21 protein-coding genes are annotated in these 22578 nt (G+C 37.4%); 14 read left to right on the top strand and 7 right to left on the bottom strand.

The annotated features are described in order from the left end of the window. Positions 1–3: 3 nt before the first annotated feature. From NAT51_RS17360 to dnaN, 5 genes are all read left to right on the top strand, one after another. Entirely contained in the window at positions 4–300 is a 297-nt protein-coding gene (locus NAT51_RS17360) for a putative quinol monooxygenase (protein ID WP_250600966.1), read from the top strand. Beyond that, the gene (locus NAT51_RS17355; protein ID WP_250600964.1) at positions 300–1130 is read left to right on the top strand and encodes a class I SAM-dependent methyltransferase; all 831 of its coding nucleotides are present in this window, start codon (positions 300–302) and stop codon (positions 1128–1130) included. The genes NAT51_RS17360 and NAT51_RS17355 overlap by 1 nt, the downstream gene beginning before the upstream one ends. Then, on the top strand, positions 1130–1849 hold the full coding sequence (gene gldF / locus NAT51_RS17350; RefSeq protein WP_250600962.1) for a gliding motility-associated ABC transporter permease subunit GldF: 720 nt from the start codon (positions 1130–1132) through the stop codon (positions 1847–1849). Before NAT51_RS17355 ends, gldF begins: the two co-directional genes overlap by 1 nt. Continuing rightward, entirely contained in the window at positions 1849–3513 is a 1665-nt protein-coding gene (gene gldG, locus NAT51_RS17345) for a gliding motility-associated ABC transporter substrate-binding protein GldG (RefSeq protein ID WP_250600960.1), read from the top strand. The genes gldF and gldG overlap by 1 nt, the downstream gene beginning before the upstream one ends. 118 nt (positions 3514–3631) lie before the next feature. Then, positions 3632–4750, top strand: a complete 1119-nt coding sequence (dnaN, locus tag NAT51_RS17340; protein WP_250600958.1) for a DNA polymerase III subunit beta — start codon at positions 3632–3634, stop codon at positions 4748–4750. A 43-nt stretch (positions 4751–4793) separates the two neighbouring features. Here the strand turns inward: dnaN and NAT51_RS17335 are convergent, their stop codons facing one another. Beyond that, positions 4794–5180, bottom strand: a complete 387-nt coding sequence (locus tag NAT51_RS17335; protein WP_250600956.1) for a response regulator — start codon at positions 5178–5180, stop codon at positions 4794–4796. Next, positions 5177–7729: a GAF domain-containing sensor histidine kinase gene (locus NAT51_RS17330; protein WP_250600954.1), complete on the bottom strand. Its 2553-nt coding sequence runs from the start codon at positions 7727–7729 to the stop codon at positions 5177–5179. Before NAT51_RS17330 ends, NAT51_RS17335 begins: the two co-directional genes overlap by 4 nt. A 136-nt stretch (positions 7730–7865) precedes the next feature. Between NAT51_RS17330 and NAT51_RS17325 the strand changes: the two genes are divergently transcribed. The 6 genes from NAT51_RS17325 to NAT51_RS17300 all read left to right on the top strand — a co-directional run bounded on the left by NAT51_RS17325 (position 7866) and on the right by NAT51_RS17300 (position 14107). Further along, entirely contained in the window at positions 7866–9212 is a 1347-nt protein-coding gene (locus tag NAT51_RS17325) for a DEAD/DEAH box helicase (protein ID WP_250600952.1), read from the top strand. A gap of 75 nt (positions 9213–9287) precedes the next feature. Then, positions 9288–9800: a DUF4442 domain-containing protein gene (locus NAT51_RS17320; RefSeq protein WP_250600950.1), complete on the top strand. Its 513-nt coding sequence runs from the start codon at positions 9288–9290 to the stop codon at positions 9798–9800. A 153-nt stretch (positions 9801–9953) separates the two neighbouring features. Continuing rightward, entirely contained in the window at positions 9954–11882 is a 1929-nt protein-coding gene (locus tag NAT51_RS17315; RefSeq protein WP_250600948.1) for a vWA domain-containing protein, read from the top strand. After that, the gene (locus NAT51_RS17310; RefSeq protein WP_250600946.1) at positions 11879–13132 is read left to right on the top strand and encodes a dihydroorotase; all 1254 of its coding nucleotides are present in this window, start codon (positions 11879–11881) and stop codon (positions 13130–13132) included. Before NAT51_RS17315 ends, NAT51_RS17310 begins: the two co-directional genes overlap by 4 nt. Beyond that, positions 13133–13456, top strand: a complete 324-nt coding sequence (locus NAT51_RS17305) for a DUF4870 domain-containing protein (protein ID WP_250600944.1) — start codon at positions 13133–13135, stop codon at positions 13454–13456. It abuts the gene before it with no gap. After that, positions 13457–14107: an alpha/beta hydrolase gene (locus NAT51_RS17300; protein ID WP_250600943.1), complete on the top strand. Its 651-nt coding sequence runs from the start codon at positions 13457–13459 to the stop codon at positions 14105–14107. A gap of 575 nt (positions 14108–14682) precedes the next feature. Here NAT51_RS17300 and NAT51_RS17295 read toward each other — a convergent pair. After that, positions 14683–15147 (bottom strand): hypothetical protein, encoded by a 465-nt coding sequence (locus NAT51_RS17295; RefSeq protein WP_250600941.1) that lies wholly within the window; start codon positions 15145–15147, stop codon positions 14683–14685. A gap of 3 nt (positions 15148–15150) precedes the next feature. After that, positions 15151–15915: an MBL fold metallo-hydrolase gene (locus NAT51_RS17290; RefSeq protein WP_250600939.1), complete on the bottom strand. Its 765-nt coding sequence runs from the start codon at positions 15913–15915 to the stop codon at positions 15151–15153. 85 nt (positions 15916–16000) lie between these two features. Here NAT51_RS17290 and NAT51_RS17285 point away from each other — a divergent pair, with 85 nt between their 5' ends. Further along, positions 16001–17473, top strand: coding sequence for a TonB-dependent receptor (locus NAT51_RS17285; RefSeq protein WP_250600937.1), 1473 nt, complete (start codon positions 16001–16003; stop codon positions 17471–17473). Positions 17474–17499: 26 nt separating this feature from the next. Here NAT51_RS17285 and bcp read toward each other — a convergent pair whose 3' ends face one another. Continuing rightward, the gene (bcp, locus tag NAT51_RS17280; RefSeq protein WP_250600935.1) at positions 17500–17952 is read right to left on the bottom strand and encodes a thioredoxin-dependent thiol peroxidase; all 453 of its coding nucleotides are present in this window, start codon (positions 17950–17952) and stop codon (positions 17500–17502) included. A gap of 106 nt (positions 17953–18058) precedes the next feature. Here bcp and NAT51_RS17275 point away from each other — a divergent pair, with 106 nt between their 5' ends. Then, the gene (locus NAT51_RS17275) at positions 18059–18721 is read left to right on the top strand and encodes an endonuclease III domain-containing protein (RefSeq protein ID WP_250600933.1); all 663 of its coding nucleotides are present in this window, start codon (positions 18059–18061) and stop codon (positions 18719–18721) included. A gap of 29 nt (positions 18722–18750) precedes the next feature. Here the strand turns inward: NAT51_RS17275 and NAT51_RS17270 are convergent, their stop codons facing one another. Beyond that, on the bottom strand, positions 18751–18894 hold the full coding sequence (locus NAT51_RS17270) for a hypothetical protein (RefSeq protein ID WP_250600931.1): 144 nt from the start codon (positions 18892–18894) through the stop codon (positions 18751–18753). Between the two features lie 50 nt (positions 18895–18944). Continuing rightward, entirely contained in the window at positions 18945–19529 is a 585-nt protein-coding gene (locus tag NAT51_RS17265) for an RNA polymerase sigma factor (protein ID WP_250600929.1), read from the bottom strand. A 243-nt stretch (positions 19530–19772) separates the two neighbouring features. Between NAT51_RS17265 and uvrA the strand changes: the two genes are divergently transcribed. Next, on the top strand, positions 19773–22559 hold the full coding sequence (gene uvrA, locus NAT51_RS17260; protein ID WP_250600927.1) for an excinuclease ABC subunit UvrA: 2787 nt from the start codon (positions 19773–19775) through the stop codon (positions 22557–22559). Positions 22560–22578 lie beyond the last annotated feature (19 nt).

Raw genomic sequence — 22578 nt, 5'->3', positions numbered from 1 at the left:
ATAATGTTTGTACGTATTGTTAAATTGAGTTTTCATCAGGAAAACATTCCTGCTTTTCTGGAAAATTTCGAGCAAATGAAAGAAAAAATCCGAAATGCACCCGGTAACCGTTTTCTGGAATTGTATCAGGACAAAAACAATCCGTGTATCTTTTTCACATATAGTTATTGGGAAACAGAGGAAGATTTAGAGAATTACCGTAATTCGGAACTATTTTATGATGTTTGGACCTTTACCAAAAAACTCTTCAATGACAAACCGGAAGCCTGGAGCGTTAATAAATTAGTAACCTTGGAATAATGAATAATTTTTTACGGAAACTTTATTACAAACTGCCTGTTTCTTCCAGATACACCTTAAGGAGAATCCTTTATTTTCCTTCGGATTTATTCAGAAGCAAGGAAGATTTGGTTCCTCCGAAAGGAATTATTTTTACCGGAAGCGGTGATTATCTTGAAGTAGGCAGGCAATATTTCGAATATTTCAAAAAATACGGTAACATAACCCCTGATGATTCTATTCTTGATATTGGTTCAGGTGTTGGACGAATGGCCGTTCCGTTTACCCAATTCTTATCCGAAAAAGGCACTTATGAAGGGTTTGACATTGTAAAATTGGGAGTCGACTGGTGTACCGAAAATATTACCAAGAGATATCCTAATTTCCATTTCAAACTGATTCCGTTAAAAAATGACCTGTATTATTTAGACACTACGGTCAAAGCAGAAGAATTACAATTTCCATATCCTGACGATCAGTTTGATTTTATCTTCCTGACATCGGTTTTTACGCATATGCTACCCGAAGATGTGGAAAATTACATCCGTGAAATGCGCCGCGTAATCAAAAAGGATAAAATTTGTCTTGCCACGTTTTTTATTCTGGATGATGAAAGTAAAAACAGCATGTCGGTAAAAGGGCTGAAGAATTTCCCGCATGATTTAGGGCATTACCGTTTAATGAATAAAGATGTTAAGGAAGCGAATGTAGCTTATGAAAAAAAATACATTTCCGATATCATAAAAAAACATAATTTTGAAGTCTTGAATTTCATACAGGGAAATTGGTCCGGTATTGAAAACACAGAGTTAAACGAACATCAGGATATTATCCTATTTAAAGCGATCTAATGAGAGCCATATTATTTAAAGAATTCCGTTCCTTCTTCGGATCACCTATAGGTTATTTAGTGATAGCCATCTTCCTTTTACTCAATGGATTATTTCTTTGGGTATTTGAAAACGAATACAACATTCTTAATTCGGGGTTTGCCGACATGACGCCGTTTTTCACCATTGCACCCTGGATTTTGTTATTCCTGATTCCGGCGGTTACGATGCGAAGTTTTTCGGATGAAAAAAAACAGGGAACGATGGAATTATTACTGACCAAACCAATGAGTTTAACCGAAATCGTAAGCGGGAAGTTTTTAGGTGCCTTTGTATTATTGATTATTGCTATTATCCCGACACTGGTTTATGTCAAAGTGATATATGACTTAGGCTTACCGGAAGGAAACCTCGATTTCGGAAGTACTTTGGGTTCCTATTTCGGGCTATTGTTTTTGATGGCTGCTTATACTTCCATCGGCATTTTCACCTCATCCCTTTCAGACAACCAGATTGTGGCTTTTCTTTTGGCGGTTTTACTTTGCTTTATCCTTTATTTTGGTTTCCAGGGTATTTCGGGTTATGCCGATATCGAACTCATTTCCTTATTCGGGATGGACAGTCATTATAAAAGTATGAGTCGCGGCGTAATTGACACCCGTGATGTGATTTACTTCATCAGTGTGACCGTTTTATTTATATTACTGACAGTTAACAAACTAAAATCCTATAAATTATAATGAATAAATTAAAGACTTTAGTTTTATCTATTATTGTTTTAATCGTTATAAACATTGCCGGAAATTACTTTTTCCACCGATTCGATTTAACAGCCGACAAACGTTATACCTTATCCGATACTTCTTTGGAGATTATAAAAAATGCCAAAGAACCGGTTTATGTTGATGTATTTCTGGAAGGTAATTTCCCGCCCGAATTCAAACGTTTACAATCGGAAACCAAACAAATCCTTGATGAGTTCAAAGCCTACAATCCGAACATTGTATACCAGTTTGTAGATCCATTGGAAGATGCAACGCAAGCCGATGCCATCATGGATTCGTTCCTGGAGAGAGGTTTGACCCCAATCAAATTAACCGTCGATGAAAAAGGAAAGCAATCAGAAGAAGTGGTTTTCCCGTGGGCGATTATTACCTATAAAAACAAAAGCACCAAAGTTGGCTTGCTAAAAAACAGATTGGGCGCCACAACCGAACAGAAAGTTGTAAGTTCTGTCCAACATCTGGAATACGCCTTTGCAGACGGATTCAATAAAGTTACAACCCTAAAGCAAAAGAAGATAGCCGTTATCAAAGGGAAAAACGAATTACCTGATGCTTTTAAAGCCGATTTCCTGCAAACAGTACGTGACAATTATTACATCGCTCCGTTCCCGTTGGATTCCGTAGCCAAAGACCCGATTTTATTTACCAAAGCCTTAAAAACATTTGATTTAGCGATTATTGCCAAACCAAAAGCTGCTTTTACCGATGCTGAGAAACAGGTTTTGGACCAATACATCATTAACGGAGGGAAAGCCATCTGGTTAATTGATGCGGTAAACATTGATATGGAAAGTCTGAATCAATCCGGTTCGGGATTTGCTTTTCCTGTTGATTTAGGCTTGAATGATATGTTTTTTAAATACGGTTTCAGAATCAACCCTATTTTAATCAAAGACCTTCAAAGTGCTCCGATTGCTTTGGCCACAGGAAAACAGGGAAGCGAAACCCAATATCAGAAGTATCCGTGGTTTTATTCGCCGTATATTTTCCCTGAAAGCAAACATCCGGTCGTTAATAATATCGACGGACTTAAATTGGAATTTGCAAACAGCATTGATACGTTGAAAAACGGCATTAAGAAAACGGTTTTACTGCAATCTTCGATTTATTCCAAAAAAGTAGGAACACCTGTTGAAGTGGAATTAAAAATGGTTAACGAAAAACCAAATCCGGCAGATTATACGGCCGGTCATGTCCCTGTAGGTGTTTTATTGGAAGGTAATTTTCATTCGGTATTTGAAAACAGGGTACTGGCATTTAAAGATCCTGCTTTTAAACCGACTGACAAACCTTCAAAAATGATTGTGATTTCGGATGGTGATATCATCAAAAACCAATTGGACGAAAAAGGTCAACCCATGGAGCTTGGCTTCGACAAATGGACAAATCAGGTGTATGCCAACAAAGAATTCTTAATGAACTGTGTAAATTACCTGCTGGACGACAACGGACTTATCAACATTAGAAGCAAAGAAGTTGATTTACCGCTTCTGGACAAAGAAAAAGTGTATGAAAACTATTTGTACACCCAATTACTGACCGTTGGTCTTCCACTGGTAATCCTGACCATTTTCGGTGTGGCATTAACCTATTTAAGAAAAAGAAAATTCGCACGATAATTGTTGAAAACCTCAATTCTTGTTGATAAAAATGTTTTCAATAGTGATTCGTTTGCGATATATTTGTAAAATGTAAAAAAGTCTTCATTAGAAAGAAGAAATATATAAAAAGATGCAAATGAAATTTATAGTATCAAGTTCATATTTATTAAAACAACTACAGGTTTTAGGAAGTGTTATCAACAGTAGTAATACCTTACCTATCCTGGATAACTTTTTGTTTGAATTAAAACAAAACCAGTTGGTAGTTTCTGCATCTGACTTAGAAACCACTATGTCAGCTACATTATCTATCGATTCGACCAGTGAAGGAAGCGTGGCGGTTCCGGCAAAATTATTATTGGAAATCCTGAAAACGTTCCCTGAACAGCCTTTAACATTCACGGTTGAAGAGAACAATACTATAGAGATCAGTTCGCAATCAGGTAAGTATGCTTTAGCGTATGCGCCGGGTGAAGAATTCCCTAAATCGGTTAATTTGGAAGAACCTTCAAAAACATTGGTTCCTGCCGAAGTTTTATCAACCGCAATCAGTAAGACTATTTTTGCTGCCGGTAATGATGATTTGAGACCGGTTATGAGTGGTGTTTTCTTCCAGTTTTCTACAGAAGGATTGATTTTCGTAGCTACAGATGCACACAAATTAGTGAAATATGCACGTACAGATGTAAAAGCATCACAGGTTGCAGAATTCATCATGCCAAGAAAACCTTTGAATATTTTAAAAGGAATTTTATCTACATCAGATGCTGAAGTGACTATTGAATATAACGATGCCAATGCAACTTTCTCATTTGACAATTATGTATTGACCTGTCGTTTGATTGATGGTAAGTATCCAAACTATGAAGCGGTAATCCCGAAAGAGAATCCGAACAAATTAATGATTGACAGAACACAATTCCAAAGTTCAGTACGTCGTGTAGCGATCTTCTCGAATAAAACAACACACCAGATCCGTTTAAAAATTGCCGGTGCCGAATTGAACATTTCTGCTGAAGACATTGATTACTCAAACAAAGCAGAAGAGCGTTTGACTTGTGATTACCAGGGTGATGACATGCAGATTGGTTTCAACTCACGTTTCCTTACTGAAATGTTAACGAATTTACAGAGCGACATGATTATGCTTGAAATGTCTATGCCTAACCGTGCGGGTATTTTAACTCCTATTGATGGTTTAGACGAGGGAGAAACCGTTACAATGCTTGTAATGCCTGTTATGCTTAATAATTAAAAAAAACTCTATACTAAAAAAGCCATCTTCCTGATGGCTTTTTTTAATTTATTTCTTCGAGTATTTTATTTAGTTTATCTGCATTAACAGGCTTTGAGATAAAGTCTTTAACAATGGAATAGGTTTTTGATTTCTCAATATCGGTTCTGTCGATGGAAGAAGACATAATGTATACATTGAGTTGATCTTTCAGATCCGAATCTTCCAATTGATCCAAAAATTGCCAACCGTCAATAATAGGCATATTTAAATCCAACAGGATTACACAGGGTAATTCAGATTGTTTACTGAAAAGAATATCAATAGCATCATTCCCGTTTTTAAAATCAATTATATTCCCGAAATTCCCGTTCTTCTCAAGTAATTTCTTCAGAACGAAAACAAAAATAGCATCATCATCGATGATGTATGTCATTTTAATTTTACTCATATAAAATACAAACTAAATGTTGTTCCTTTATTAATTTCACTCTTTACTTCTACTCTTCCGCCCATAGATTCGATATGGTTTTTCACCATAAACAGACCTAATCCTACTGCATCAGGATTCCCATGGAATGTTTTATACATTCCGAAAATCTTTTCTTTATTTTTTTTCAAATCAATCCCTATCCCATTATCTGTAATTTGCAGTTTAACCTCATCACCTATTTTTTCAGCTGTTATTTTAATCCTTGGAGATCTATCCGGTGATTTATACTTAATGGCATTTGTCAACAAATTGAACACTATACTTTCAAAATAAGACTGCGTAGCTTCAATTACCAAATCTTCCGGGACTTTTATAATCAGTTCTGCATCACTGGTTTTGATGATTGCACTGATTCCCAATATTGTTTTCTGGATTTCTTCCCTCAAATTCAGTTTCACCTTTTCATTATTAATTCCGCTTTGTACGGCAACCGTTTCATTAAGAAAGAAAATAGTATCCGATAACTTATTGGTACTCTGTTTAAGCATTTTAAAATACTCTTTCCGTTCATCAGGATTGTCTGTTTCTTCAAACAGATCCAGAATCATGGCCAGATTACTTGTATGCGAACGGATATCATGCGATACGATATGGGTAAAATTGATCAGCTTCTCATTTTGTTTTTCGGTTATCTTAAATAATTTATTCCGTTCCCTCTCTTCTTCCTTCCGTTTGGAAATATCCCGGGTAATAATAATATACTTCGTATACATCCCTGTTTCAGGATCATAAATCACATTGGCTGAATCTTCCCGCCAGTGGTACACACCATCGGCTCCTTTAAAACGCAGTTCATATTTAAACTCCCCAAGCTGTTGTGAAAGACAGTCTAAAACATAATGTTTCACCGAATCTACATCCTCAGGATGGACCCGATCAAACAAATCATCTGCAGTGAAACTCAAATATTCTTTTCTTGAATAGTTAAGTAACCGGACATAAGAAGGAGAACAATAGGTAACTTTACCTTTTTCAATAACAACCACTCCGTCTGAAGTGTTTTCGGTAATTAAGCGGAGTTGATTTTCACTTTCCTTAAGCTTCTTTTCGGCTTTTTTCCTTTTATTTTCTTCAAGCGCAATACTTAAATAATCTGCCAGGGCTCTTGCGAATGAGATATCATTTTCACTCCAAACTCTCGGTTCATCCCGGTGTTCACAACATAAAACCCCGAAAAGCTGGCCGTTTGCCCTGATTGGGATATCCAGCATATCAGTTATACCAAGCGGTTTTAAATAGTTATCAACCAACTCCGATGTATGTTCATTGGTATATACATCATCAGCAACCAACGCCACCTGATTGTTAACGGCTGCAATATATTTTGGGATATCGCGGGTATCCAGAATCCGTTTTTTGGAATAAATATTTTTAACCTTGTCAAATAAATTACGGCATATCAGTTTATCCTTTTTAACTACCCAATAACTGGCCCTGTCAATATTCAAGCCTTTTGTTGCCAATGAAATAATATCAGCGACTTTACCCTTCACGTCTTTCCTTTCATTCGAACTGTAAAGCTTCAACAGTAATCCGTTTTGGATTTCCAGCGCTTTTTTCTGGATTTCAGCCTCAAACTCCAACTCCTTTTCCTGAGTAATATCCCTTGCCACCGTAACGGCTCTTACCGGCTTTCCGTCTTCATCATAATGCACGTTCATGATATCCTCGCGCCACATATAAGTGCCATCTCCCCTTTTTAAACGGAAAATATATTTGAATGAAGACATCTTCTTTGCAAGTGACCCGTAAATTGTGTTTTTGACATAATCATAATCATCAGGATGCACCAGATGAAACATATCAAGTTTGTGGTGTTTGTGCTTTTCTTCCGGCGTCATCCGGATCATTTCGTAATACCGTTTGGAAGCAAAAGCCATCTGATCGTTTTCAATTATATAAATACCATCGGATATATTTTCAGAGATAAACTTAAACCGCTCCTGGTTTTCAATAAGAATTTCTTCACTTTGCTTTCTTTTAAAAGCCTGTGTAATCAAACTCAGGATATCTGCAACAGAACGTGCAAAAGCAATATCATTTTCTGTCCAATCCTTAAATTTACCAGCCGACTCACAACAAAGAATTCCAACCAATTCACCGTTTTCGAGAATAGGTACATCCATAATACTTCTCACATCCAGAGGAAGCAGGTAAGAATCTTTTATTTCGGAAAACTGATGGTCTTCAAATGCATTACCGGCTGCAATTGGAACTCCTTTTAATAATAAGTCGTAATAAAAAGGAACATCTTCTTTTTTCAGATCATCGTACTGTTCAAATTTTCCGGTATTGGCAAGGTAAAGTTTTTCACATTTTAGCAGGTTATTTTCGAACTTCCATATCCCTACCCTTGATATCATTAATCCCAATGCCACCGATTTTACGATTTCTTCCTGTACTTCAGCAATAGATTCAAAACTGGTGAAGGAAGATTGGTACAAATCCAAAAGAATTTCAAACTGTTCATTTGAAAAATGCAACGAAAAACGGTTGGAAGTCAGCATTAATTTTTTTTATGAATTAACACGTACAATATAGCAGAATTATTCTGAAAAAACTATTTTTTTTCGACGAACTGCACACCACAATGGACAACTATGGATTTTAAACAATACCTTTGCATAAAATTTACATAGCAAGATGGCATCATTCGAGCAATTCAATCTCCCGAAATCATTACAAAAAGCAATAGACGACTTACAATTAACGACTCCGACACCCATTCAGGAAAAATCGTTTTCTGTGGTGATGTCAGGACGTGACATGATGGGAATTGCCCAAACCGGTACTGGTAAAACCTATGCTTATTTACTGCCATTACTGAAACAGTACAAATTCGTCAATACGTTCAATCCGAGGATTATGATATTGGTTCCAACCCGTGAACTGGTTGTCCAGGTGGTGGAAGAAGTTGAAAAACTGACCCAATATATGTCGGTTAGAACACTTGGTATTTACGGAGGCGTTAACATCAACACACAGAAAAACCAGGTATATCAGGGAATTGATGTTTTAGTGGGAACACCGGGACGTATAATGGATTTATCTTTAGACGGTGTCTTATCCTTACAGGAAGTAACAAAGTTAGTTATTGATGAGTTTGATGAAATGCTGAATTTAGGATTCCGTCCCCAGTTGACATCTATTTTGGCCATGTTAAAACCAAAACGTCAGAATATTTTGTTTTCGGCAACGATGACTGATGAAGTAGATGAAATCCTGAATGATTATTTTGACTTTCCCGAAGAAGTTTCATTGGCTCCGTCCGGAACTCCTTTGGAAAAAATTGAACAATTGTCATATCATGTTCCCAACTTCAACACTAAAGTCAATTTACTGAAGCATTTACTGAATACAGATGATTCTCTTGACAAGATATTAGTTTTCGTCAATAATAAAAAGATTGCCGATATGCTGTTGGACAAAATCGAAGCTGATTTTCCGGAGCAGTTTGGTGTAATTCATTCCAACAAATCACAAAACTACCGTTTGCTGACCATGCAGGATTTCCAGAACGGAACCTTACGCGGATTAATTACAACCGATGTTATGGCCCGTGGTTTGGATATTTCCAATATTTCCCATGTCATCAACTTTGAGATGGCTGAAATTCCGGAGCAATACATTCACCGTATTGGGCGTACCGGACGTGCCGATGCCAGCGGTATTGCTATCAGTTTTATCGCTCCACGTGAGGAAGACATCAAGATAGAAGCTGAAGTGTTGATGGAAAAAGAGATTGCTATCCTGGAGATGCCTACTGAAGTAGAAATATCAACCCAACTGATTGGTCCTGAGAAAGAAAAACAGAAAGTAAAATTCCTGCTAAAAAAACCGAAAGTAAGCGAGAACGCCGCTTTTCATGAAAAGTCGGATAAAAATAAAAAAGTAAACCTTGGTGGTCCCGGTAAACGTACACCTCGTAAAACCGCACCCCGTAACCGTGCCGTTGAACGCCAGCGTGCCCAAAAAAGAAAAAAGAAATAATTCATTTATAAATCCTCAATCCACCGATTGGGGATTTTTATTATATGCGCTATCTTTGGAATCCTAATCAATAGTATGTACCAGCAGTTATCAAAAATCGCCCGTAAGTTCATGAAAGAATCGACCATGTTTAAAGTCGGATTCAATTTATCACCCATGTACCGCCGCAGTACCGCACGCATTCAGTATGTGTCTGATGATCTTAAAACGGTAAAAATTAAAATTCCTTTGAACTATAAAAACAGGAACTATGTGGGCTCTATATTCGGGGGAAGTTTATTTGCAGCTGTCGATCCGATTCCGATGATCCAGCTGATGTACATATTCAAAGAACATTATATTGTTTGGGACAAATCGGCACAAATCCGTTTTAAAAGACCGGCAAGGGAAGATGTGTATGCCACTTTCGAATTTACCGAATCAGAATTAAAGGAGATTTTACAAAAAGTACATGAACAGAAAGAAGTTGAACATTTAAAAACAACTTATATCACTGACAAGACAGGGGAAACTGTATTTTGTGAAGTCACGAAAACGATTTATATTGCCGATAAAGAATTTTACAAACAGAAGAAGAGTACTAAGTGATTAGTGAATAGTAATTAGCAGATGATTTCTTTCAAATATTGAAAACTAATTACTTGTCACTATTTACTAATTACTTTAAATTTAATTATCTTTGGCAGACGAAATTACTAAACTCCGATAAGCAAGGTCCTGTAAAGTAAACATTAGAACTGAATGCAATTCAAACACCCGGAAATCCTCTACTTTCTCTTTTTACTGGTTATACCTGTTCTTGTGCATTTGTTTCAGTTACGGAAATTCAAAAAGGAATATTTCACCAATGTAAAATTACTGAAAGAACTTGCAATCCAAACCCGGAAAAGCTCTAAAATAAAGAAATACCTGCTACTGGCAACACGCCTTTTACTATTGGCCACATTGATTTTGGCTTTTGCCCAGCCTTATTTTAAAGCCAAAGACAGCGAAAGCAAGAACAACGAACTTTTTGTTGTGATTGACAATTCCTTCAGTATGCAGGCTAAAGGACAAAAAGGAGAATTGCTTAAACGTGCCGTTCAGGATTTACTGGAACACGCGCCTGAAAACTTACAGCTTTCGGTAGTGAGCAACAGTGAAGATTTTTGGAACACCAATATCAAATCAATTGAAAGAGACTTACAGAAACTAACGTATAGTCCCATTCCGTTTTCGATTGAAAACGCGCTTATAAAAGTCCGTTCACACAACAGCAACCGCGGTAAAGACATATTGGTAATTACTGACGGGATAGGCTTAAAAACAACCGGCTTAGACCAATTACCCGAGAATACCAAAACCCATTTCATCATCCCCGAAGCTGAAAAACTGGAGAACATTGCCATTGACAGTGTGTTTGTTTCACAGATACTCGACAACTTCTATGAAATTGGTGTGGATGTATCCTCCAACTTTGAAGAAGACAAATCGATACCCGTTTCGGTTTATAACAAAGAGAACCTTATTGCCAAAGCAATTCTAAAACTGAACCAGCGCAAACAAACACTCCGTTTCACCATTCCGAAAGATAATTTCAACGGTTATGTCTCCTTAAATGACAACAGCCTTGCGTTTGACAATACCTTTTATTTCAATATTTCAAAACCCGAAATCTGTAACGTATTAAGCATTGGGGAAACTGAAAAAAGCAGGTTCTTATCCAAAATATACACACAACCCGATTTCAATTACCGTAATGTTGAACTAAATACACTGAATTACAGTGAAATTTCGAAACAGGATGCCATCATTTTAAATGAATTGGACCAGATTCCAATGGCAATGCATACCAATTTGAGACAGTTTGTATCAAAAGGCGGGAATTTAGTTATCATTCCATCCGAGAAAAACGAAATCAGTAACATCAATAGTTTCCTTGCTAATTTTGGAGGGATACAGTTTACCAATGCACAAAGTGTAGAAAAGAAAGTGACCAAAATCAACTTCACCAATCCGTTATTTGCCAATGTATTTGAGAAGAAAACATCTAATTTCCAGTATCCTTACGTTACCAAAAGCTTCAGTCTGAAATCGAATGCTTCACAAGCTATTACTTACGAAGACCAAACCGCTTTCCTGTCAACACTTTCAAGAGATAGCGGAACATTGTATTTGTTTTCGGCACCAATAAACAAAGCCAACAGTAATTTCCAGAATTCGCCGTTAATTGTTCCTACCTTCTATAAAATGGGAATGAGCAATGAGAAAAACGGAGTTAAATTTGAAACCATCGGAAACAGTAAGCCAACGATTGTTGATGCCAAAGTAAGCAAAGACGAAGTGGTATCCATCCGTAATAAGTCGGAGGAATTCATACCCATGCAGCAAATCATGGATGACAAAATCAAGATTACCTCAGGAGACAATCCAAAGACAGCCGGGAATTTTGCCATCACACAAAATAAAAACGAAATTGGAAACCTGAGTTTCAACTACGACCGTAAGGAAAGCATGCTGACCGAACCGAGCAGTGAAAGTTTAGGAGACATCAACCAGACAGACAGTATGGAAACCTTTTTCAATACTTTACAGACCGAGCGTGAAGACAATCAGATCTGGAAATGGTTTCTTATTTTTACACTTCTGTTTCTAACCCTTGAAATACTTATTCAAAAATTTATAAAATGAGCTTAATTATCAGAAACGCCCGAATTATTGAATCTAAAAATCCCCTTCATAACCAAGTGGTCGACATTAAAATCAGTCACGGTAAAATTGAAAAAATAGGAAATTCAATTCAATCAGAAGACGGCTTTCAGGAAATTGAACTCCCAAATGCGCATGTTTCACCCGGATGGTTTGACATTAGTGTTTCACTTGGAGAACCAGGCTTTGAAGAACGCGAAACCATCAGCAACGGATTACTGGTTGCTGCAAAATCAGGATTTACCGGAATAGCATTACAGCCCAATTCAAACCCGGTTATAGACAACCAGTCGCAGGTACATTTTGTAAAGCAAAAAGCAAACGGAGCAGCCACTGAATTATACCCTATCGGAGCTTTAACCAAAAACAGTGACGGAATTGAATTAGCCGAACTATTTGACATGAAAAACGCCGGAGCGGTTGTTTTCGGGGATTACAATAAAAGTCTGGACAATGCCAATTTACTCAAAGTTGCCCTGCAATACACACAAGATTTTGACGGAAAAGTAATTGCTTTTTCACAAGACAACAACATCAAAGGAAAAGGAATTGTGAACGAGGGCATTACTTCAACCCAATTGGGTTTAAAAGGTATTCCTTCACTGGCAGAAGAATTAATCATTGCCCGCAATCTTTTCATACTGGAATACACAGGGGGAAAATTACACATCCCAACAGTTTCCTCAGCCAAATCAGTTGAACTGATCCGCGAAGCAAAAGCAAAAGGATTAAACGTTAGCTGCAGTGTAGCCGTTCATCAATTGGTTTTCACCGATGATGTTTTAAAAGCTTTTGATTCCAACTTCAGGTTAACACCGCCACTACGAACAGAAAAAGACAGAGAAGCTTTGATCAACGGTGTTTTGGACCATACAATCGACTGTATTACTTCTGATCATAATCCGATAGATGTGGAATTCAAAAAACTAGAGTTTGATTTGGCCAAAAACGGAACCATCGGTTTGGAAAGTGCATTCGGGGCGTTACAGACTGTTTTACCAACAGAAACCATCATCGGTAAATTAACAGCAGGAAGAACCATTTTCGGATTAGATGCAATTGAAATCAAAGAAGGAACTACCGCAAACCTTACATTCTTCAATCCGGAAGGAGAATCGACATTCACTTTGGAAAATATCCTTTCAAAATCGAAGAATTCAGCTTTCCTTGGAAGTAATTTAAAAGGAAAAGTATACGGAATTTACAATAACCAACAATTAGTTTTATCATAAATGCAGGACGAAATCAAACAAGGCAAAAACGCAGCCATTATCAGTTATATTTTATTTATCGGGCCCTTAATTGCCTTATCGATGAATTCGGAAAGTAAAAACAAATTTGCTTCCTTCCATATCAGACAGGGATTAGGATTAACAATCTGCTTTGTTGCCTTAGGATTGTTGATTTCAAATTTCAACTTTCCGATGGTCACCATTTCCATGTGGATTTTCATTTCCGTTTTATGCGTTTACGGATTAGTTACTGCTGCCAATGGAGAAACCAAAGCAATTCCGATATTGGGCAACTTCTTTCAAAAAATTTTTAAAAATATCTAAATGAGCTTATCCTTACACCATTTGGTCAGAGAACCGAAGGTAAAACTTGACAAAAACCCTTTTTTAGTTTTATTACACGGTTACGGAAGCAACGAAGAAGATTTATTTTCGTTTGCAACTGAGTTACCTGAAGAATATTATGTTATTTCGGCCCGTGCCCCTTATGATATGATGTACGGAAGTTATGCCTGGTATGCGATCAATTTTGATGCAGATGAAAACAAGTTCTCTGATTTAGACCAAGCCCGTGAATCAAGGGATCTTATCGTGAAATTCATTGATGAACTGGTAGCAACTTATCCTTTGGATGCAGAAAAGGCAACATTGGTAGGTTTCAGTCAGGGGTGTATCCTGAGTTATTCGGTTGCGATGTCCTATCCGCAGAAAGTACAACGTGTGGTGGGAATGAGCGGTTATTTCAATGAAGAGATAGCAGTAGACAATTACCAAACGAATGACTTCAGCAATCTACAGATTTTTGCTTCACACGGTAATGTGGATCAGGTTGTTCCGGTGGAATGGGCCCGCAAGGCAAAACCAATCCTTGACAACTTAGGCATTAAAAACATTTATAAAGAGTATCCGGTGGGTCATGGTGTGGCGCCGCAGAATTTTTACGATTTCAGGAATTGGCTGAATGATACGATGTAAAAATGACTCCATCCGGAGTCATTTTTATTTTAGTACTTAGTGATTAGTAACAAGTAATTAGTGGTTTTTATTTTTGAAAGAGAGCTTCAACAATGGTGAGTAGTGACTAGTAATTAGTCTATAGCACTTAGTCCTTAGTACTTTTATTTTAAAAATAGAGTTTCAACAATGAGGGAGTAGTGATTAGTAAAGAGTGATTAGCACTTAGTCCTTAGTAGTCCATCATTGATGCTATTAGTTCCACAATAAAATATATTGGCTCCACAATAAAACATATTGCCTCCACAATAAAATATGTTGGTTCCACAAGCGGTAATCGAGGCTTCACAAGCAACAATATTGACTCCACAATAGACAACAGAGGCTCCACAAGCAGCAATTGAGGCTCTACAAGCAACAATACTGACTCCACAATAGACAACAGAAGCCCAACAAGCAGCAATATTGACTCCACAATAGACAACAGAGGCTCAACAAGCAGCAATAGAAGCTCCACAAGCGGCAAAATTGACAAAACAAAAAACAGCCGGTTTTTCACCGGCTGTTTAGGTATTACTCTATTTTATACTTACTGTTTATCTTGGATACAATAATGTTTCGGCAGGTTCGAAAGTTGCCTTACCGTCTTTTTCCACAAAATATTTAATGATGATTTCCCCCCATCCCGCTTCACCGGTAAAATCGGCAATGATCCATCTGTGGTTGAGGAAACGGACTTTATTGAGTACCATTCCGTCATACGAAATCAAAGGATTCCCTTTCGGATTGTTATTGTACTCCATCAATTGTTCTTTGATTTGCGGCATCAACTGATTAACATCTATTCCGTCATAATAATTAATGGCGTTGTCGTTATGAGCCAATGAAAAATAGTCCCCTTCCTCTTTATCGGCAACAATTTTAGCAATTGTATCCTTCATTTTTGCCTTGTACTTTTCATGGTTATCCCCTTCAAAATTGGATTTTTTAGTGGCATACATCAGTTGGAAGATATTCACCAACACTGAAAAAATGAATCCGTATAAAAGTAACTTTCTCATAAACTATAAATTGATTTGTAAATTATCATAAGCTAAAAAAACATTTTCCGGCAGCTGCTTCTGGATCTCCTCATGAAAACCAAGTGCATGGCTGATGTGCGTAAGGTATGCCTTTTTGGGTTGGATCATATGGATAAAATCCAGTGCTTCCTCCAGATTAAAGTGCGTAGGATGCGGGTCGATACGTAAGGCATCCACTACTAAGACCTCGACATTCTCCAATTTGTGTAATTCTTCGGCCGGAACCGTTTTTACATCCGTCAGGTAGGCAAAATTTCCGAGACGGTAACCGAAGACCTGTAAATTACCGTGCATGGCATTAATAGGTATAATCTCCTTATCATCAAAAACGATATTTTCATCATTGACCACTTCAATCGCGTTTACAGCAGGAGCTCCGGGATAACGGTCTTCGGTTGCAAAAATATAATCGAAGCGTTTTTCCAAGTTCACCAGCACACGCTCGTGTCCGTAAATCTGAATATCACCCTGTTTATAGAAAAAAGGGCGGATATCATCCAGACCGGCTGTATGATCAGCATGTTCATGCGTAAAAAAAATGGCATCTATTTTGTGGCATTTAGACGAAAGCATCTGTTGCCTGAAATCAGGTCCACAGTCGATTACAAAAGAATGATTCCCCCATTCGATCCAGACAGCAACACGTAACCGGTTGTCTTTAGGATCGTTGCTAAGGCAAACAGGATGGTCGCTCCCGATCACGGGAACGCCTTGGGAAGTGCCAGTACCTAAGAAGTAAATTTTCAATTGGGTAAGCTTTTTTACAAAAGTAAATAATATTTGATAAAAAATAACGCATTCATTACCTTTGCAAGGTATTTAGTCAATGAAGATGAAAAACCTAGAAAGAGAAATAAAATTAAAAGGAGACAAAGACATTGAATCTATCCCATCAATTGGTGATAAAGCCCTAAGAATCAACCTAAACGCAAACATCTACGGAACATTTGCCGAAATTGGAGCGGGTCAGGAAACGGTACGTCACTTTTTCAGGGCCGGAGGTTCATCCGGAACAATTGCGAAGGCGATGTCTGCTTATGACAAGGATTTCAGTGATGCCATTTACGGTGCAGAAGATGATGGTCGTTATGTAACTGAAAACCGTTTGCGGAAGATGCTGAATCACGAAGTAGATTTGATTGAAGAACGCTTGAAAAGAGAAAAGCACCCTTCAAAAATGTTCTTCAGTTATGCCAATACAGTGGCTACCATTGATTTTGCCAAGCAATACAAAGGGCATGGATGGGTTGGTATCAAATACCAGATCGAGCCGGACGAAGCCTACAACGAAATTTTATTACACATCCGATTTAAGGAAACCGATGCACGTTTGCAACAGGAAACATTAGGAAAACTTGGTGTTAACTTAATTTACGGAGCTTTCTACAAATACAACGACCCTAAACGTTTATTACGTTATTTATACGACCACATTGACAGAGACCAGTTAGAGATTGACACCATCAACTTCTCAGGTCCGCGTTTTGCTGATGTAGACAACCGCTTGATGAGTTTACAGTTAGTTAAAAACGGAATGACCGACGCGGTAATGTTTGACCCAACAGGTAAAAACATCCTACCGGCTGCGGTATTATATAAGAAAAACATTTTGGCACTGAGAGGAAGTTTCCGTCCGGTAACCAAAGTAAACATGGACATGTATGAGAAATCATTACAAATGTTCATTGACGAGAATAAAGTAAAGAAAGAAAACACACTGGTTGTTTTTGAGATTACCCTTTCGAATTTACGTTCGGATGGGGAAATTGACGAAAGAGACTTCATGGACAGAGCCGAATTACTGTGTTCATTGGGGCAGACCGTAATGATTTCCAACTTCCAGGAATACTTTAAAGTGGTGGAGTACTTCTCTAACTACTCTAAAGAAAGAATGGGATTAGCTTTAGGTGTAAACAACCTTGTTGACATCTTTGACGAAAAATACTACCGTCACTTGAGCGGAGGAATCCTTGAAGCATTTGGTAAATTATTTTACCGTGACCTGAAAGTATATTTATACCCGATGGAAGACGAACAGGGAGTAATCCTGAATTCGCAAAACCTGAAAGTACACCCGAGAATGAAAGAACTGTACAAGTTCTTTGCTTACAACGGAAAAGTAATCGACATTACCGACTTTGACAAATCACACTTAAAGATATTCTCAAGGGAAGTATTAAAAATGATCAGCAAAAACAAACCAGGATGGGAAGAAATGCTTCCGGAAGGTATTGCAGAGCTTATCAAGCGTGACCATTTATTTGGTTTTAAGGAATCCAATTCGGTAGAAACCGAAACTGTATAAAAAAAGCAGGCTTAAAGCCTGCTTTTTTATTTTAAGATCTGATCTGAGTGTTCTTTGGTTTTCACCTTTAAGATTACTTCGTCAATAATTCCTTTCTCATTTATTATGAAAGTGGTACGGTGAATACCGTCAAATTCCCTACCCATGAATTTTTTAGGTCCCCAAACACCGAAAGCTTCGATCACTTTTTTATCCTCATCAGCCAAAAGCGGAAAAGGCAATTCATGTTTGTTTTTAAAATTAGACTGCTTCTTTTTTGTATCGGCGCTAACCCCTAACAAAGCATAACCTTCAGCAATAAACTTTCCGTAATTATCGCGAAGGTTGCATACTTCGATCGTACAACTTGGCGTACTGGCAGCAGGATAAAAGAAAACAACCAGTTTCTTTCCTTTATAATCTGATAATGAATGTATTTTACCGTCTTGATCGACAGCCGAAAAATCAGGAGCCTTATCCCCTTTTTGTAATGTTGTCATTTATATGCTATCAAAGTTTGTGAGCATCAAAGTTACGAAGTTTATTGGTTTCTAATCTTAGATTAAAATCATACATTCGCATAACCAATTATCAATTCAGCGTTTAATGAACAAAGCCGAAAAAGTACAGTTTGTAATCGACACTTTAAATACATTATACCCGGAAATCCCGATTCCGTTAGACCATAAAGACCCTTATACATTACTGATTGCCGTGTTGCTTTCGGCACAATGCACAGATGTGAGAGTGAATCAGATTACCCCTATTTTGTTTGCCAAAGCAGACAATCCGTATGATATGGTTAAATTATCGGTAGAGGAAATCAAAGAAATCATCAAACCTTGCGGACTTTCTCCAATGAAATCTAAAGGAATCCACGGATTATCCGAAATATTGATTGAAAAGCATAACGGAGAAGTTCCGGAGAGTTTTGAAGCATTGGAAGCCTTACCGGCAGTTGGCCATAAAACAGCCAGTGTTGTGATGAGTCAAGCATTTGGCGTACCTGCTTTTCCGGTAGACACCCATATTCACAGGTTGATGCACCGCTGGAATTTATCGAACGGAAAAAATGTACAGCAAACCGAAGCAGATGCCAAACGATTATTCCCAAGAGAAACCTGGAATGATCTGCATTTACAGATTATCTGGTACGGTAGGGAATATTCACCGGCGCGTGGCTGGAACCTGGAAAAGGACATTATCACCAAAACCATCGGAAGGCAAACAGTCTTAGATGAATACCATAAAAAAAACGCCGTTAAATAGGCGTTTTTTTTTCGAAAAAATTAGTTGTTTTAGTTTGAATGTAATTCAAAGTCTTCGGTTCCTACCTTAACAATTTTTAATGCTTTTGAATAGCTTAAAATAAAATCGATTGTTTCTTTTTTTGGAGACATCTCGGTAGCAACATTTTTTTCTTTAGTGTAAAGTTTCGCCATACTATTTGATTAGATTTACAGTATTAACGCAACCTATTTCACTTTATTGCTTAATTGGTCAAAATAATTTGATTTTTTTCTATAATTCTTCTCAGGTTCAATAAGGCGTAGCGCATTCTTCCTAAAGCCGTATTAATGCTAACCCCTGTTAAATCAGCAATTTCCTTAAAGCTCATGTCTTGGTAGATACGCATTTCCAGCACTTCTTTTTGATCTGTCGGTAATTCTTCAATTAGTCGTAATAAATCATTTTCCACTTGTTCAGTGATGATTTGACTTTCTACGTTCGGACTATTGTCGGCCATTACGGAGAAAATCGAGAACTCTTCCGTTTCACGGTAAAAAGGCATTTTTTTATCTTTTCTGAAGGTATCAATAATCAGATTATGGGCAATCCGCATAACCCATGGTAAAAATTTACCTTCTTCATTATACGAATTACTTTTTAGCGTTTTGATTACTTTGATAAAAGTGTCCTGGAAAATATCATCTGCCAAATCTCTGTCAAAAACTTTGGAATAAATAAAACCATAGATTTTTGACTGATGTCTTTCAATTAAGACAGCCAATGCATCTTCATTACCATCAATGTAGTTCTTAACTAGTAAAGCGTCAGGAAGTTGAGTAATAGCCATAACAATACTTTTTAGATTTTGGGTGTTTAATCTTGCAGAGAAATTTCTCTATAAAAGTATTTTTATGCTATACGCTTTTGTTTTAGTGTTTTGGTAAACCAAATTTAGTGTTATTTTTTTTAGAAAAGCAACAAAATTTTCATTTTTTAACATTTATTAAGAAAATAATTACGAGAAAATTGAGTTATAGGGGGCGCAAAAAAGTCGATTAATGTTTAACTTTGTCAAAACTGACTTCATTTTATGATTCCCGATATTTCTACGTTAGAACCTAAGAAAAACATCCTTATTAAAGGAGCACAAATCCACAATTTAAAGAATCTGGATGTCGCCATTCCGAGGAATAAATTAGTGGTTGTCACGGGATTATCCGGTTCCGGTAAATCCAGTCTGGCTTTTGATACTTTGTATGCAGAAGGCCAGCGCCGTTATGTGGAAAGTTTATCCAGTTACGCCCGTCAGTTTTTGGGCCGTCTGGACAAACCGAAAGTAGACTATATTAAAGGAATAGCTCCTGCCGTTGCCATTGAGCAAAAGGTAAATACAACTAATGCACGCTCAACCGTAGGGACTTCCACAGAGATTTATGATTATTTAAAATTGCTTTTTGCCCGTATCGGTAAAACATATTCACCCGTATCAGGCCAGGAAGTAAAGAAAAATACGGTTTCTGATGTCATCAATGACGTCAAAACATTTGAAACCGATTCAAAATGGCTGTTACTCTCTCCTATCCATCTGGAAGAAGGACGCCAATTGGAAAATAAACTCAAAGTTTTATTACAACAAGGTTTTGCGCGTATTTTAGTCAATAATGAGATGATCCGTCTGGATGAGATTGACCAGCATTCCTTAGACAATAAAGATATACTCTTAATTATTGACCGTATAGTAGTTAAAAACGAAGAAGACTTCTACAACCGTTTGGCCGATGCCGTACAAACCGCTTTTTATGAAGGAAAAGGTGTTTGTTACCTACAAGAACTAAACACAGAAAAAAGATATTCATACAGCACCAATTTTGAATTGGACGGAATGACATTCCTGGAACCCAATATTCATTTATTCAGTTTCAACAATCCGTATGGTGCCTGTCCGCAGTGTGAAGGTTACGGTAATGTGATTGGTATTGATGAAGAATTAGTTATACCCAATACCGCTTTATCCATTTACGAAAACGCCATTTACCCTTGGAGAGGCGAAAGTATGAGTTGGTACCGAGACCAGTTAGTCAACAACAGCCATAAATTCGATTTCCCTATCCACAAGCCTTATTTCCAATTATCCAATGAACAGAAAGATTTGGTTTGGAAAGGAAACCAGTATTTTGAAGGTTTGAACGACTTCTTTAAAGAACTTGAAGAAAAGAATTATAAAATCCAAAACCGTGTGATGCTTTCACGCTATCGCGGAAAAACCAAATGCAACGTTTGCCGGGGTAAACGTTTAAGACAAGAAGCCAATAATATTAAAGTGGGCGGTATTACTTTATCCGAATTAGTGGACATGCCGATTAAACGACTGATTCCGTTTTTTGCAGCATTGAAACTTTCCGAATATGATGAAAAAGTAGCCAAACGCCTTTTGATTGAAATCAATAACCGTTTATCATTCTTAGAAGATGTTGGATTGGATTATTTGACTTTAAACCGAAATTCGGCGACATTATCAGGAGGAGAATCACAACGTATCAACTTAGCCACTTCATTAGGAAGCAGCTTGGTTGGGTCGATGTATATTTTAGATGAACCCAGCATCGGATTACACCCAAAAGACACCGAAAGATTAATCAAAGTATTGCTTTCGTTGCGTGATTTAGGGAATACCGTAATTGTAGTGGAGCATGACGAAGACATCATGAAAGCAGCTGATATGATTATTGATATTGGTCCAGAAGCCGGTACTTTTGGTGGTGAACTGGTTGCTCAGGGAACTTTTGACGAAATTTTGAAATCGGATTCATTAACAGCCCAATACTTAAATGGCCAACTCGAAATTGCAGTTCCCAAAAAAAGAAGAAAATTCAAGAACTTCATTGAAGTCAAAGGTGCACGTGAAAACAACCTTCAAAATGTAGATGTAACTTTCCCGTTAGATGTATTGACTGTTATTACCGGAGTCTCAGGATCAGGAAAAAGTACTTTGGTCAAAAAAATATTGTATCCCGCCATGCAGAAGCAAATTGAAGGTGTGGGTGAAAAAGCGGGACAATTCAGTGAACTGACCGGAAGTTATTCCCATATCAAGCATATTGAATATGTAGACCAAAACCCGATAGGAAGAAGTTCGCGTTCCAATCCGGTGACTTATATAAAGGCTTACGATGATATCCGTGATTTATTTGCCAAAGAAAAACTGTCCAAAAACAGAGGTTATCAGGCCAAGCATTTTTCATTCAATGTTGACGGAGGAAGATGTGAAACCTGTAAAGGAGAAGGTTCCATCAATGTGGAAATGGTGTTCATGGCCGATGTTTCCCTTCCTTGCGAAACCTGTAACGGAAAGCGTTTCAAAAAAGAAGTGCTGGAAGTACAGTTTGAAGGCAAAAACATTGACGACATTTTAACAATGACCATTGATGAATCATTAACCTTCTTCAAAGAAAAAAACCAGGCTAAAATTGTACAAAAGCTACAACCTTTACAGGATGTAGGTTTAGGTTATGTGCAATTAGGCCAATCATCTTCCACACTTTCCGGTGGTGAAGCGCAACGTATTAAACTTGCCTCGTTCCTTGTAAAAGGAGCAACTAAAGACAAAGCATTATTTGTGTTTGATGAACCTACAACAGGATTGCATTTCCATGACATTAAAAAACTAATGGCTTCCTTTGAGGCATTGATTGAAAAAGGTCATTCCATCGTTGTAATCGAACACAATCTGGATTTAATTAAATGTGCCGATTACATCATCGATTTAGGACCTGAAGGTGGCGAAAACGGAGGTCAGTTACTTGCCTTCGGAACACCGGAAGAAATTGTAAAAAACAAAAAATCGATAACGGCAAAATACTTAGCCGAAAAATTATAAAAAAAAGCCTCTGATGAGG

This window comes from Flavobacterium amniphilum (assembly GCF_023634845.1).
Lineage (GTDB): Bacteria > Bacteroidota > Bacteroidia > Flavobacteriales > Flavobacteriaceae > Flavobacterium > Flavobacterium amniphilum.
Note: the sequence above shows the minus strand (reverse complement) of the source record. Positions and strands in the feature narration are given on the sequence as shown.